Below are 13,377 nucleotides of genomic sequence, written 5' to 3'. Positions count from 1 at the left end.
GATGACCCCCTGATTGCAGCATATCTCCCGCTGCAGGCAGGAGATTGTCAATCATCAGCCCCGGAGGACGCGCCGGGTCTGGCCAAAGGGGCCGGTGATTTGTGGCTCCATTCCAGGGCCTTGTAGTCGAAGCCGTATTCGAGCGTCGGCTTGACAACCCTGAAGTAAGGCGAAAGGTCGAAATCCCGCGGCGCGAACAGCGAATGGTGCCTGATGTGGAGGATTTCCCGCCGCGAGTATTCCGAATCCGCCCTTTGCCGGCCCGGAGCGCGTGTAACCTCCGGCAGGATCGGGTAATGAACAGATTGGAAGGCCTGGGCGATCATCGAGGAGCAGATGGCACGGGTCGGATCGCCTGATCCGAAGGCGATCATCCGTCTGCGCCAGCGCACCGGTACGGGGGGCGTCGGGAAGAAGTAGCGAAGCAGGTCGAATATATTTTTCATGTCGTATCGGACACCCAGCCGTTCCACCATGTAGGAGACAATCGCTGCCCGATCCTCCGGCGTCAGCCCGACCGGGCGGCAGATCCGTGTGTTGAACCGGCTGTACTTCGACAAGGGCACGGCAACGCAGCCCTCGCCAAGATTGACCTCGACGAGTTGCGGATAGTCCGGTCCGCCTTGCTCGTCAGGCTTGAGCGCGTTGCCGACATAGAGCGCCGCATGCGACCAGGTCGACTGGGTCAGGTACTTGATTGCCGCGGAGACCTTCTGGTTTCCTTCCACGAGCACGATATCGCCCGGCTGCAGGGTGCGGGAAAGCGTTGCCGGATCGGAGGGTGTATAGGGTTCGTAACCGGCATTGGCAGAGTGCAGCCGCCGGGCCAGAAAACGTCCAAGACGATCGAGAAAGCTGTCTGCCATGTCGCGCGCTTCGGTCATGGCGCAACACTTGGCCTGCGCCGGCGCATTGATCAACCCGGCTGGCTTCAACTTTGTGTTTTCCGGACTTGATAACAGGGGCGGAACCGCATAGTTTAGAATTATTCTAATATGTGAGGTTTGCCATGTTGGCTCGTATTCTCGGTTCCGGTCGACGGTCATTCAAATCGCTGAGCGAACAGGAAGTCTTGGCCCTCGCCATATCGTCCGAAGAGGATGATGCGCGGATTTATCTCGCCTATGCGGATCACCTGCGTGATGACTTCCCGCAATCGGCCAGGGTCTTTGAGGAGATGGCCGAAGAGGAAAGTGTTCACCGGGCACGGCTGATCGAGCGCCACAAGACGCGCTTCGGCGATAGGATTCCTCTCATTCGCCGCGAGCATGTCCGCGGTTTCTACGAACGCAAACCCGACTGGCTGGTCAGAAACCAGTCGATCGACAAGATTCGCCTGACCGCCGAGGAAATGGAGGCGCAGGCCCACAATTTCTATCTCGCCGCGGCTGCGCGTACCGAGGACGCCGATACAAGAAAGCTGCTCGGCGACCTCGCGCTGGCGGAAAAAAGTCATGAATCTCTGGCCCGCCGGTTGGGACTCGAACACACGCCCGAGGATGTTCAGGCTGAGGAAGCGCAGACCGATCGCCGCAAGTTCATCCTCACCTATGTCCAACCTGGTCTTGCCGGTCTCATGGACGGATCGGTTTCCACGCTCGCACCGATCTTTGCCACCGCCTTTGCCACAGGGGACACATGGACCACCTTCCTCGTCGGCCTGTCAGCCTCGGTCGGCGCGGGCATTTCGATGGGCTTTACCGAAGCCGCCCACGACGATGGCGTCATCTCAGGCCGCGGATCGCCGCTCAAACGCGGCCTTGCATCAGGCATCATGACGGCGATCGGCGGCCTCGGTCACGCGCTTCCCTATCTCATTCCCGATTTCACCATCGCCACCACGGTGGCCATTGCCGTAGTGTTCGTCGAATTGTGGGCCATCGCCTGGATCCAGAACCACTGGATGGACACGCCGTGGAGCCGCGCGATTTTCCAGGTTGTTCTGGGCGGCGCGCTGGTCTTTGCCGCAGGTCTGTTGATCGGCAACGCCTGAGGGTATTTACCGCCTTTTCCGTACGGACTGATGCCGTGGCTGATCCACGGCGTCCTGCCTGAGCGCCGCTTGTGACCGGCTCCGATCCCGGCATGAAATGAGGCTTGACCTGCCAGCGGCCAAAGTCTTGATGTGCGGAGCTCCCGATACAATCGAGCGGGCGGCTTCCGGCGGTCGTGTTGCCAAGCGCCGGGGGCTGTGCCATTGAGCCTCCTGTCGGATTTCGTGTTTCGGCGGGGAAATGAACAACAACATGAGACTTCGGGCATGATGCGTAAGGTGATCAACTGGCTTGCGGCGAGAAGCCGACGCTCCAAGCAATACATACTTATCATCATGGATATTGTCTTGTTTGCGAGCGCGGTGTGGCTGGCCTATTCGATTCGCTACAACGCGCTCTACGATCCCGACATCAATCAGGTGCTTCTCATTATTGCGGCGCCGGCGATCGGGATCCCGATCATGTATGCCTTCGGGCTCTACACCTCGATCACGCGTTATGTCGGCGAACATGCATTGTGGACGATCTTCAAGGCCGTGGCGCTGACCGCGGTTTTCTGGGCGGTGGTGGCTTATGTTGCCCGTCTCGAGGGCTCCACCCTTGTGCCGCGCACCGTGCTGGTGCTGTTCTGGCTCCTCTCCCTGCTCCTGATCTCCGGCTTTCGCTATGTCTCGCGATGGGTCATCCTCGAGTTCACCCAGGAAGAAACGCAGCGCAGGAACATCCTGGTGTATGGCGCGGGCGATGCCGGCCGCCAGATCGCCGCGACGCTGAAACAGAACAGCAACCGGATCATGATCCACCAGGTCGATGACGATCCGACCATGTGGGGCGCCACGATCGGCGGAATCAAGATCAGAAATCCGGCGGATCTCGAGCGGTTGATCGAGAAGAAGGACATCAGTGAAGCCATCGTGACCATGCGCAGCGCCAATTCGGCGCGCCGTGTCGAGGTGGTCGAGCGTCTGAGCCGGCTCGGTTTGCGGGTGCGTATCCTGCCCGCCTTTGTCGACATCGCAGACGGCAAGCATACGGTTGATCTGATCCGCGACGTCGAGATCGGCGATCTGCTCGGGCGGGATGCGGTGCCGCCGGATCCTGACCTGATGCAAGCCAATACCCGCAACAAGGTGGTTCTGGTCACCGGCGCCGGCGGCTCGATCGGATCCGAACTCTGCCGGCAGTTGAGCGCGGTCGGAGTGTCCAGGCTGATCATGCTGGATTCGAGCGAATTCGCGCTTTACCAGATCGACCGGGAACTGGCCAGCCAGAGCGGCCTTGAACGGGTTGCGGTGCTTGGATCCGTCGATGATCCGGCCCTGATGCGCCGGGTCATGCGCGAGCATGCGGTCAAGACGGTTTTCCATGCTGCAGCCTACAAGCATGTGCCCCTGGTCGAGGCAAATCCGTTTGAAGGCATCAAGAACAACGTGCTGGGCACGTCCACGGTCGCGTCGGCCGCCTATGACAGCGATGTCGAGGTTTTCGTCCTGATATCGACCGACAAGGCTGTCAGGCCATCGAGCATCATGGGCGCCTCCAAGCGCGTCGCCGAACTTATTGTCCAGGATTTCGCCGAGAAGGCGCAAAAGGACGGCAAGGAAAAGGTGTTCTGCGCCGTCCGCTTCGGCAATGTGATCGGGTCCAGCGGTTCGGTCATACCGCTGTTCAAGGAGCAGATCCGCAAGGGTGGGCCGATCACACTGACCCACTCCGAAACCACACGCTATTTCATGTCCATCGAGGAAGCCGCCCAACTGGTCATTCAGGCCGGAAGTCTGGCCCGCCGCAATGATGCTCGTGAAGACTTCCCGGGGCGCATCTTCCTGCTCGACATGGGAAATGCGGTTCGTATCCGGGATCTGGCCATCAAGATGGTGCAGCTGTCGAACTTGACCGTCAGTGATGCCTCCAACCCCACTGGCGACATCGCCATTCACGAGATCGGCCTGCGTCCCGGCGAAAAGCTTCACGAGGAGCTGTATTTCTCGGTCGAGGCGGCAAAGCCGACTTCACACCAGAAGATTACCGTTGCCGCCGAATCTGCTCCCGAAGGCCTCGATATCGAAGAGATGTTCCGCGAACTTCAGGATCTGACGGTCAGTGAAGACCGTGAGCGATTGCTCGAGTTTCTGCGTCGCGTCGCCGGCATGGGGCTGGAAGCCGAGTGATCCGACGATTTGTGTCTCAAGCCGAAGCTTGTGCCGCTGTTTACCGGGATAGCCAGGCAACTGCGCCGATCGGATGGGGTTGACGTTTGGCGGATGCTGGAGTGTCATCCAGTCGCCATCCAAGTCATCTATCTGCGGCCCCATGAAGATATCTCCCTCGACCATCGGTCTGGGTGTCACCATGACCATCGGTTACGGGACACTCTATTACTCGTTCGCTGTGCTCGCTCCCGAAATCGCCGGGGAATTCGGATGGGAGGAGAGCTTTGTCTTTGCCATCTTTTCGATCGGTCTGCTGGCCGGAGCCATTTCGGCGCCGATCATTGGCCGGATGATCGACCGTTTCGGCGCCCGTTCCGTGATGAGCGCCGGGTCGCTGTTTGCCGCGACCACACTCGCATTGATTGCCGTCATGCAGAATGCCTGGCAGTTCACCGTTCTCGCGCTGATGGCGGAGTTCGTGGCGATTGCGGTCCAATATGATGCAGGCTTTGCAGCCCTTGCCCAGCGCTATGGCCGCAATGCCCGCGCCGAGATCACGCTCGTCACACTGATTGCGGGTTTCGCATCAACCGTGTTCTGGCCGCTCATTCAATGGCTGTTGACGCAGATGACCTGGCGTGAGGTGTATCTGGTGCTTGCCGCGATGAATCTCCTGATCGCCCTGCCGATTCACCTGACCATGCCGAAGGGTCGGCTGACGCCGCCGGAGATGCTGGTAGAGCCCAATGCGCTGGCCCTGGTCAAGTCCTACCAGCACGTCACCGGAAGCCGCCCGATGATCCTGCTGGGTATCAGCCTGGCGAGCGGCGGGTTCGTGCTGTCGGCAATAGGGGCGTCCTTGCTGATTCTTCTCGACGACATCGGTTTTGCCACGGCGACAGCGACCATTGCCGCGAGTTGTATCGGCCCGTCCCAGGTGGCGGCGCGCCTGTTTGAATATGCGCGGCGCAGCCATTTTTCTCCCCCGATGACTGCGATCATCGCGGCATCAGCCATGGTGCTCGGACTGGCTCTTCTGGGGGTGACGCTGCTGGCGCTGGTCCCGGCTTTCCTCTTCGCCTTCGCTGTCATGTATGGGGTTGGCCAGGGCCTGACATCGATTGTCCGCGGCATGCTGCCGCTGCATTACTTCGGTCCGGAAGGCTATGGCCGCCGCACCGGAACCCTGTCCGGTTTCCGCATGGTGCTGTCGGCGTCGGCACCGTTTACGATCATTTTCCTCAATGAACGCCTGGGAACGGCAACCGCGATCGGTTGTCTCGTCGCCCTGTCATTGCTTTCACTGATTTCGCTGTTGGCGCTGGTACGATTCATGGAAGCGCCAGAGGCCGCTTGATCTCACGAGCCCGCATCCCCGGACGCGGTTACTTCAATGCGCCGACCAGAACGTCGGAACCGTTCTCGATGGTGACCCACCGGCCGGAATTGGTCGATGCCTGGCGCTTGAGATAGCTGTAGGGCGTTTTCCGCCAGTGCTTGACTTCGTCAACCAGGTTGTCCAGCACGAAATCGCCTTCGGAGGTTCGCAGTGTGAGCACCGCGTGGCCTTCGCCATCGGGTTTGCGGACCACGGTGATGAGCACATCGGCCGGCGAGAAGCCGCGCTCGATCAGCATGTGCCGCTTGAGCAGCACATAATCCTCGCAGTCGCCGGCGACGTTGGGGTAGGTCCACACCTCTTCCTTGCCGAACAGCTCCAGATCTGTTTTCGGCATCACCGAGAAATTGACCGCTCGGTTGATCTCACGAATCACGTCCCAGCCGTAGTCGGTAACCTTCGGAGCGGCGCCCGAGCCTTTGACCGGCTCGCATTCGGCAGTGAACTTCTTGCAGAACTCGTAATGGCCGATCGGCTGTGACGTTATCCGCCCGACCTGCATCGACAACCCGGAGGCAAGTGCACCCGCCGGCAGCATCATCGACGCCACCAGGGCAATCATTGCCCGTTTTGTTCGTCCCGGTCCGCACAACATTGCCGGTTAACTCCACGCCGTCCCATTTCGTTAACAAACAGTTAAGAATGGATGACCGGAAGAGTCAATTGCGCGTGCCTGGCCTTGTTCAGACATGGTTACCGGCCGCGGCATTTGCATCACACCTGTTTTTTGGTTGAGGCAATGTCCGGATTCGGAACAGTCCGCGACCTTTGGGCATGGCTTGATCAACTGCCGCTGGCGATCCCGTCCACGGCTGCCAGGATGCGGGCGATGTCCTCGTCCCGCGACAGCCGGTGGTCGCCGTCGCGGATCAGCGTCAGGGTGACGTTCTCCGAGGGCAGGTGTTCCATCAGGCGCAGGGCGTGGCGCCATGGAACGTCCGGATCTGCCATCCCCTGTATGATATGGACCGGTGCGCCGGTCTCGATCAGGCCCTCGAGAACCCGGTTCTTGCGGCCATCCTCGAACAGCGCCCGGGTGAAGATGTTCGGATCCGGCCCGTATGGCGTAGGCTCTTCATAATACCCGTCCTGCTCGAGCGCCTGGCGTTGTGCATCGGTCAGTTCCGGTTCCATCAGTTCCAGCGTGAAATCCGGTGCAGGTGCAATCAGAACGAGGCCGGCCACCCGGTTTCCCTGCCCGCGGGCCCTCAGTTCCTGCACCATGCGCAGCCCGATCCAGCCGCCCATGGATGAACCGACAAGGATTTGCGGACCCGATGTATAGTGATCGAACGTCGCCAGGCTCTCTTCCAGCCACCGCGAAATCGTGCCGTCGCGAAAATCCCCGCCCGAAGCGCCATGGCCGGAATAGTCGAACCGCAGGCAGGCCTGCCCGTTGCGGCCGGCCTGCTGGCACAGCGCCTCGGCTTTCGAACCGGTCATGTCCGAGCGATATCCGCCGAGCCAGACCACGCCGGGCAAGCCGGCACCTTTCTCCGTCGCCTTTCGGGTCAGCGCTGCGATCGAGCGCATGTCAGCGCCCGTGCCTACGTCCAGTTTGCCGGCGACCGGTTCAGTCATTTTCAAGAGGCTCCCATTCCGTCGATTTTGCCTCTTTTACAAGATTCGCCGGCGCGATACCGGCCCTGTGGTGATTTTTTCGCGAAGCCATGCTATTGACACCAGCCAGCCGATGACGACATTGCGCTCGAGACATACGTGCTCGTGCGCCGTATCCGGCGGAATTGTACGAGTTAATCAGGAGACCAAAGCCATTCGCAGACCATTCAGAGCGCCGCCAACCGTAAACGAAGGCCCCCGCGCAAACCAGAATATCCGGGCCGCATCGGTCCAGCTCATTGACGCCGAAGGTCAGAACCACGGCGTCCTGCCGACAGAACAGGCTCTCGCTATGGCCGAAGAAGCCGGCCTTGATCTTGTCGAGATCAACTCCAATGGCGATGTTCCGGTTTGCAAGATCGTTGATCTGGGCAAGCTCAAATACGCATCGCAGAAGAAGGCCTCCGAGGCACGCAAGAAGCAGAAGACCGTCGAGGTCAAGGAAATCAAGATGCGCCCCAACATCGACACGCATGATTATGACGTGAAGATGCGCGCCATGAACCGCTTTTTTGATGAAGGCGACAAGGTCAAGGTGACGTTGCGGTTCCGCGGTCGCGAGATGGCCCACATGGAACTCGGCATGAAGCTGCTTCAGAAGGTCAAGGACGACACCATCGAGATCGCCAAGGTCGAGGCCGAGCCGAAGCTCGAAGGCCGTCAGATGATGATGGTCCTGGCGCCGAAGTAACAGGTTCGTCCGCCTGATTCACACCGGCCCGGCAGATGCCAGGGCCGGTTTTTGCTTTTATCAGGCGGATTCATTGCAACGCCCGTTGCGCTTTTGTCAGGTGACAGTTATAAGGCGCGCGTTCAAACCGGCCGGCAGGGCATGCCGAGGCGGTTTCCAACGCTTGATGGAAAAGGGGTCTTCGCCCTTTTGCGTCTCACCCAACAAGAAATGGCCATGCGGTGCCCACGAGGCACCCTGAGGTCTGATAAGGAGTAGCGAAATGCCCAAGATGAAGACGAAATCGTCTGCCAAGAAGCGGTTCAAGATCACGGCGAGCGGCAAGGTCCTCGCTGCAGCCGCCGGCAAGCGCCATGGCATGATCAAGCGGTCCAACAAGTTCATTCGCGACGCACGCGGCACCATGGTTCTCTCCGAACCTGACGCCAAGATCGTCAAGAAGTTCCTCCCCAACGGCCTGTGAACAGAGCCGGGACCAGCGATTTTAAGGAGATCATGATATGGCACGCGTAAAACGGGGCGTTACCGCCCACGCAAAACACAAGAAGGTCCTCAAGAAAGCCAAGGGCTTTTACGGACGCCGCAAGAATACCATCCGCGCCGCGAAGGCTGCCGTCGACAAGTCGATGCAGTACGCCTACCGCGACCGCAAGGTCCGCAAGCGGAATTTCCGTGCGCTCTGGATCCAGCGCATCAATGCCGCTGTCCGCGAGCACGGCCTGACCTATGGCCGCTTCATCGACGGCCTGACCAAGGCCGGCATCGAGGTTGACCGCAAGGTTCTCTCCGACATGGCGATCCATGACGCGGAAGCATTCGGTGTTCTGGTTGCGGCTTCCAAGAAGGCACTTGAGTACCTCAAGGATGCAACGCCGAACGAATTTGAAAGCGCTGTCGCCTAAGCCAGCGTTTTCCCGAAAACTGAATTTGAATTTTGGGATCCCGCGCTGGCACGGCTGGCGCGGGATTCGTCGTTTGAGAGCTGGGCGATCGCCTGTTTCTCGAGAGTGCCAATTCGGTTGAGCCGGGGCCCGGTGCCCGCCAGATACGGCCAGCAAGATACAGCCAGTAAGATACAGGTAGTCAAAGACCATGAGCCAGTACCAGACGCTTGAAACCTCCATCATGGACGAGATCGCCGCCAGCGCCGATGAAGCGGCCATCGAGGCCGTGCGGGTCGCGGCACTCGGCAAGAAGGGCTCGGTGTCCGAATTGCTCAAGGGATTGGGCAAGATGACACCGGAAGAGCGCCAGGAGGCGGGTCCGGCGATCAACGGCCTCAAGGCGCGCGTCGCCGATGCCATCGCCGCCCGCAAGACCGAACTCAGGGACGCTGCCATCACCGAACGTCTGGCGCGCGAAACCGTCGATGTCAGCCTGCCGGTGCGTTCCTCGCCTGCCGAGCGCGGCCGCATTCATCCGATCAGCCAGATCGTCGACGAGATCACCGCCATCTTCGCCGACATGGGCTTTTCCATCGCCGAAGGTCCGGACATCGAGACCGACCACTACAATTTCACCGCGCTCAATTTCCCCGACGGCCACCCGGCCCGCGAGATGCACGATACGTTCTTTCTCGAGCCCGACGACAATGGCGAGCGCAAGGTTCTGCGCACCCACACCTCGCCGGTGCAGATCCGCACCATGGAGACGCAGAAGCCGCCGATCCGCATCGTCATTCCGGGCAAGACCTACCGGCAGGACAGCGACGCCACCCATTCGCCCATGTTCCATCAGGTTGAGGGGCTGGTGATCGACAAGACTGCCAATGTCGGCCATCTGCGCTGGGTGCTGGAAGAGTTCTGCAAGGCCTTCTTCGAGGTCGACAGCGTCACCATGCGTTTCCGCCCCTCGTTCTTCCCGTTCACCGAACCCTCGTTCGAAGTCGACATCCAGTGCGACCGCAGCTCCGGGCCGATCGTCAAGTTCGGCGAGGGCACCGACTGGATGGAGATCCTCGGCTGCGGTATGGTGCACCCGAACGTCCTGCGCGCCGGCGGGCTCGATCCCGACGAGTACCAGGGCTTTGCCTGGGGTATGGGGCTCGACCGCATCGCCATGCTCAAATACGGCATGCCCGACCTGAGGGATTTCTTCAACGCCGATGTTCGCTGGATGAGCCATTACGGCTTCCGTCCGCTCGATGTGCCGACATTGTTCGGCGGCCTCAGTGCCTGAGTTGAGCGCGTAAGGAGTACAGACCTATGAAATTCACCCTCTCCTGGCTCAAGGATCACCTTGAAACCGACGCCACGCTCAATGAGATCTGCGAGCGTCTGACCGCCATCGGCCTCGAGGTCGAGGATGTCGACGACAAGGCGGCCTACCAGCCCTTCACCATCGCCAAGGTCGTCTCCGCCGAGCAGCACCCGAACGCCGACAAGCTGCGCGTTCTCATGGTCGACAAGGGCGACGGCAAGCCGGTGCAGATCGTCTGCGGCGCGCCCAACGCCCGCGCCGGACTGATCGGCGCGCTGGCAGAACCCGGCACCTATGTGCCGGGCATCGACGTGACGCTCGCCGTCGGCAACATCCGAGGCGTCGAAAGCCACGGCATGATGTGCTCCGAGAGGGAGCTGGACATGTCCGACGAGCACGACGGCATCATCGATCTGCCCGAAGACGCGCCGGTCGGCACATCGTTTGCGGCTTATGCCGGTCTCGACGATCCGGTCATCGAGATCAACCTGACGCCGAACCGTCCCGACTGCACCTCGATCTTCGGCATTGCCCGCGATCTCGCCGCTTCCGGGCTCGGGAAACTGAAGACCCCGAAGGCGCCGGACTTCCCGGTCGAAGGCGAGACATCGCAGAACGTCAGGATCATTCTCGACGACGAGAGCCTGTGCCCCGGCTTCGCCTGGCGGCTGGTGCGCGGAGTGAAGAACGGTCCCAGCCCGAAATGGATGCAGCAGCGGCTCATCGCCATCGGTCTTCGCCCGATCTCGGCGCTGGTTGACGTCACCAACTACATGACCTTCGACCAGGGCCGGCCGATGCACGTCTTCGACGCCGACAAGGTCAAGGGCGACCTCGTCGTGCGTCGCGCGCTCGAAGGCGAGGAAATCCTCGCTCTCGACACCCGCACTTACAAGCTCAATCCCGCCAATGTGGTGATTGCCGATGACAACGGCCTTGAATCCATCGGCGGTGTCATGGGCGGCGAGCATTCCGGCTGCGACGAGACCACCACCAATGTGCTGATCGAATCCGCTCTCTGGGACCCGATCAATATCGCCAAGACCGGCCGCAGCCACGGCATCATCACCGATGCCCGCTACCGGTTCGAACGCGGCGTTGATCCCGAATACATGCTGCCCGGCCTCGAGCGCACCACCGAACTTGTGCTTGCTATGTGCGGCGGCACGGCGGCCGAAGCCCGCGTGACGGGCTACAAGGGGCATGAGAAGAAGGTCGTCGATTTCCCCTTCTCCGAGGTCAAGCGGCTGACCGGGCTCACCGTCTCCAACGGGGAATCCCGCGAGATCCTCTCCGGCCTCGGTTTCGAGGTCTCCGGCTCCGGCGAGACGGTCAAGGTGGCCGTTCCCTCCTGGCGTCCGGATGTCGATGGCAAGGCCGATCTGGTGGAAGAGGTCATGCGCATCCACGGTGTTGACGAGATCAGGCCCGAGCCGCTGGCCCCGTCGGGCAGCGTCAATGGCCGGATCCTCACCACCATCCAGGTCCGCACCCGTTCGGCCAAGCGCGCGCTTGCATCGCGCGGAATGATGGAAGCTGTCACCTGGTCCTTCATTGCCGAAGACCATGCCAAATTGTTCGGCGGCGGAAGCCGCGAACTCAGGCTGGTCAACCCGATCGCCTCTGACATGTCCGACATGCGCCCCTCGCTGCTGCCGGGCCTGATCCTCGCCGCCCAGCGCAATGCAGACCGCGGTTTCGGCGACGTGGCGCTGTTCGAGGTCTCGGGCACCTACGAGAACGACACGCCCGAGGGCCAGCGCCGGGTTGCCGGCGGCATCCGTCGAGGCACCGCACAGATGACCGGCGCGGGCCGCCACTGGGATGGCGCTGCCAAACCCGTCGGCGTGTTCGACGCCAAGGCCGACGCCATTGCCGTGCTCGAAGCCTGCGGGGCTCCGGCCGACCGGCTGAGCTTCGAACCCGGCGCGCCCGGCTGGTATCATCCCGGCCGGTCCGGCCTGATCAAGCTTGGCCCGAAAACCGTTCTTGGCCATTTCGGCGAGTTCCACCCCAACACGCTTGACGCGCTCGATGTCTCCGGACCGCTCTGCGGCTTCGAAGTCTTCGTCGATGCGATTCCCGAAGCCAAGCGCAAGGCTACCCGCACCAAGCCGGGCCTCAGTCTCTCGGCCTTCCAGGCCGTGCGCCGCGACTTTGCCTTCGTGGTCGACAGCGATGTGCCCGCCGCCACGCTGGTGCGCGCTGCCCAAGGTGCCGACAAGGCTCTGATTTCCGGCGTCAATGTCTTCGACCTGTTCGCCGGCCCCTCGCTCGGCGAAGGCAAGAAGTCGGTCGCCATCGAGATCACCATCCAGCCACGCGACCGCACGCTGACCGACGAGGATCTCGACAGGCTGGCGAAATCCGTCATCGCCAATGTCGAGAAATCCTCGGGCGGCGTGTTGAGGGGGTAAGGCGCTTCATACCCGGTTGCGGACCCCGAACGAACCGTAAAAAGCAGGCGGCGCTCTTCACTCAAGAGCGCCGCCTTTATCATGTGATTACGGTCTTGCTGCGCGCAATCAGTGCGCCAGCATTTCCTGGACGATGCCGTCTGTTGTCAGGCTCGACGGATAGTAGGTCGGCCAGTTGGTGACCTCCTTCAGTAGGGCGGCGCGGTCGTCGCCCGAGTAGATGTGATAGTGCCCTGCCTTCACCGGAGCGATGGCATGGTCGCTGAACTGGACGAACATCGGTGCTGCGGCATCGCCGCCGGTCTTCCGGAAGATGTAGCGGACCCCGCGATTGCCTTTCTTGTAGGTCAGGACTTCGTGTCCGTCGGACGCATATTGCGCGCTTGTGGCATTTCCCTCGCGGTAGAAGGTGAATGTGTCGCCATCGATGACGATGCGCTCGACATCGGTCTTGTAGCCGGTCTGATAGTAGGCGCGGTATTCCTCTATGGTCTTTTCGCCGCTTTCTGCCTTGTGAGCCAGGACCGGGTCGAGCGACCGGTCCTGCAGGTACGGATAAACCGACTGCCAGTCTCCTTCCCAGTCCGCGAGCGTTCTGGCCTCGATCTGGCTGTCCTCGAAATAGCCGCGATAGATGTCGTCGCTCTTGTGCGCCTCGTGGCTGTGGCTCTTGTCCGATGCCGCCGCTGCGGGACTGGCGGCAAGCGCCATCGTTGCGACCAGAATCGCGCAGCCGATGCCGAGAGCTTTGCCGAAAAGGTCGGAAATTGTGTCTTGCATATCTGAAACCTCGAGAGTTGGGGAGTGGTTCCCTTGAATCAATACGTCACGTGATAACATAACAATACTCCCTTTAGCGATCGTCCCCGTGCATTGCAAGCCCCATACCCGGTTGGCGACCGAT

12 protein-coding genes are annotated in these 13,377 nt (G+C 61.1%); 8 read left to right on the top strand and 4 right to left on the bottom strand.

Going from position 1 to position 13,377, the window contains the following annotated elements; genetic code table 11:
* Positions 1 to 47 precede the first annotated feature (47 nt).
* Positions 48 to 884 carry a YiiX/YebB-like N1pC/P60 family cysteine hydrolase gene (locus tag SPHINGO391_RS21755; RefSeq protein ID WP_152010801.1) on the bottom strand — a complete coding sequence of 279 codons (837 nt, stop codon included), beginning with the start codon at positions 882 to 884 and terminating at the stop codon, positions 48 to 50.
* Between the two features lie 125 nt (positions 885 to 1,009).
* On the opposite strand from SPHINGO391_RS21755, the gene mbfA reads away from it, so the two are divergent.
* The 3 genes from mbfA to SPHINGO391_RS21740 all read left to right on the top strand — a co-directional run bounded on the left by mbfA (position 1,010) and on the right by SPHINGO391_RS21740 (position 5,504).
* A complete protein-coding gene (mbfA, locus tag SPHINGO391_RS21750) occupies positions 1,010 to 1,993 on the top strand; it encodes an iron exporter MbfA (RefSeq protein ID WP_152010800.1) in 984 nt (327 codons plus the stop codon).
* A 267-nt stretch (positions 1,994 to 2,260) separates the two neighbouring features.
* Positions 2,261 to 4,165, top strand: coding sequence for a nucleoside-diphosphate sugar epimerase/dehydratase (locus SPHINGO391_RS21745; RefSeq protein WP_152010799.1), 1,905 nt, complete (start codon positions 2,261 to 2,263; stop codon positions 4,163 to 4,165).
* Between the two features lie 142 nt (positions 4,166 to 4,307).
* Positions 4,308 to 5,504: an MFS transporter gene (locus tag SPHINGO391_RS21740; RefSeq protein ID WP_152010798.1), complete on the top strand. Its 1,197-nt coding sequence runs from the start codon at positions 4,308 to 4,310 to the stop codon at positions 5,502 to 5,504.
* 28 nt (positions 5,505 to 5,532) lie between these two features.
* Here the strand turns inward: SPHINGO391_RS21740 and SPHINGO391_RS21735 are convergent, their stop codons facing one another.
* A complete protein-coding gene (locus SPHINGO391_RS21735; protein WP_152010797.1) occupies positions 5,533 to 6,108 on the bottom strand; it encodes a transglutaminase-like cysteine peptidase in 576 nt (191 codons plus the stop codon).
* Between the two features lie 221 nt (positions 6,109 to 6,329).
* Positions 6,330 to 7,079, bottom strand: a complete 750-nt coding sequence (locus SPHINGO391_RS21730; RefSeq protein ID WP_244615473.1) for an alpha/beta hydrolase — start codon at positions 7,077 to 7,079, stop codon at positions 6,330 to 6,332.
* 241 nt (positions 7,080 to 7,320) lie between these two features.
* Between SPHINGO391_RS21730 and infC the strand changes: the two genes are divergently transcribed.
* The 5 genes from infC to pheT all read left to right on the top strand — a co-directional run bounded on the left by infC (position 7,321) and on the right by pheT (position 12,473).
* Positions 7,321 to 7,857, top strand: coding sequence for a translation initiation factor IF-3 (gene infC, locus SPHINGO391_RS21725; RefSeq protein WP_244615471.1), 537 nt, complete (start codon positions 7,321 to 7,323; stop codon positions 7,855 to 7,857).
* A 262-nt stretch (positions 7,858 to 8,119) separates the two neighbouring features.
* Positions 8,120 to 8,320 (top strand): 50S ribosomal protein L35, encoded by a 201-nt coding sequence (rpmI, locus tag SPHINGO391_RS21720; RefSeq protein WP_152010794.1) that lies wholly within the window; start codon positions 8,120 to 8,122, stop codon positions 8,318 to 8,320.
* Positions 8,321 to 8,357: 37 nt separating this feature from the next.
* Positions 8,358 to 8,759 carry a 50S ribosomal protein L20 gene (rplT, locus tag SPHINGO391_RS21715; RefSeq protein ID WP_152010793.1) on the top strand — a complete coding sequence of 134 codons (402 nt, stop codon included), beginning with the start codon at positions 8,358 to 8,360 and terminating at the stop codon, positions 8,757 to 8,759.
* 190 nt (positions 8,760 to 8,949) lie between these two features.
* A complete protein-coding gene (gene pheS, locus SPHINGO391_RS21710; protein ID WP_152010792.1) occupies positions 8,950 to 10,035 on the top strand; it encodes a phenylalanine--tRNA ligase subunit alpha in 1,086 nt (361 codons plus the stop codon).
* 26 nt (positions 10,036 to 10,061) lie between these two features.
* Positions 10,062 to 12,473, top strand: coding sequence for a phenylalanine--tRNA ligase subunit beta (gene pheT, locus SPHINGO391_RS21705; RefSeq protein WP_152010791.1), 2,412 nt, complete (start codon positions 10,062 to 10,064; stop codon positions 12,471 to 12,473).
* Positions 12,474 to 12,581: 108 nt separating this feature from the next.
* Here the strand turns inward: pheT and SPHINGO391_RS21700 are convergent, their stop codons facing one another.
* Positions 12,582 to 13,253, bottom strand: a complete 672-nt coding sequence (locus SPHINGO391_RS21700; RefSeq protein ID WP_152010790.1) for a metal-binding protein ZinT — start codon at positions 13,251 to 13,253, stop codon at positions 12,582 to 12,584.
* Between the last annotated feature and the right edge of the window lie 124 nt (positions 13,254 to 13,377).

It is taken from the genome of Hoeflea sp. EC-HK425 (genome assembly GCF_902498795.1).
GTDB classification, from domain to species: Bacteria; Pseudomonadota; Alphaproteobacteria; order Rhizobiales; family Rhizobiaceae; genus Hoeflea; species Hoeflea alexandrii.
This window is presented reverse-complemented; position numbering and strand designations above follow the sequence as displayed.

Bases quoted from the DNA above. Each gene is read 5' to 3' on its own strand.
- rpmI (WP_152010794.1), top strand. From the start codon at position 8,120: ATGCCCAAGATGAAGACGAAATCGTCTGCCAAGAAGCGGTTCAAGATC.
- rplT (WP_152010793.1), top strand. From the start codon at position 8,358: ATGGCACGCGTAAAACGGGGCGTTACCGCCCACGCAAAACACAAGAAG.
- SPHINGO391_RS21755 (WP_152010801.1), bottom strand. From the start codon at position 884: ATGACCGAAGCGCGCGACATGGCAGACAGCTTTCTCGATCGTCTTGGA.
- mbfA (WP_152010800.1), top strand. From the start codon at position 1,010: ATGTTGGCTCGTATTCTCGGTTCCGGTCGACGGTCATTCAAATCGCTG.
- pheS (WP_152010792.1), top strand. From the start codon at position 8,950: ATGAGCCAGTACCAGACGCTTGAAACCTCCATCATGGACGAGATCGCC.
- SPHINGO391_RS21745 (WP_152010799.1), top strand. From the start codon at position 2,261: ATGATGCGTAAGGTGATCAACTGGCTTGCGGCGAGAAGCCGACGCTCC.
- SPHINGO391_RS21735 (WP_152010797.1), bottom strand. From the start codon at position 6,108: ATGATTGCCCTGGTGGCGTCGATGATGCTGCCGGCGGGTGCACTTGCC.
- SPHINGO391_RS21740 (WP_152010798.1), top strand. From the start codon at position 4,308: ATGAAGATATCTCCCTCGACCATCGGTCTGGGTGTCACCATGACCATC.
- pheT (WP_152010791.1), top strand. From the start codon at position 10,062: ATGAAATTCACCCTCTCCTGGCTCAAGGATCACCTTGAAACCGACGCC.
- SPHINGO391_RS21700 (WP_152010790.1), bottom strand. From the start codon at position 13,253: ATGCAAGACACAATTTCCGACCTTTTCGGCAAAGCTCTCGGCATCGGC.
- SPHINGO391_RS21730 (WP_244615473.1), bottom strand. From the start codon at position 7,079: ATGCGCTCGATCGCAGCGCTGACCCGAAAGGCGACGGAGAAAGGTGCC.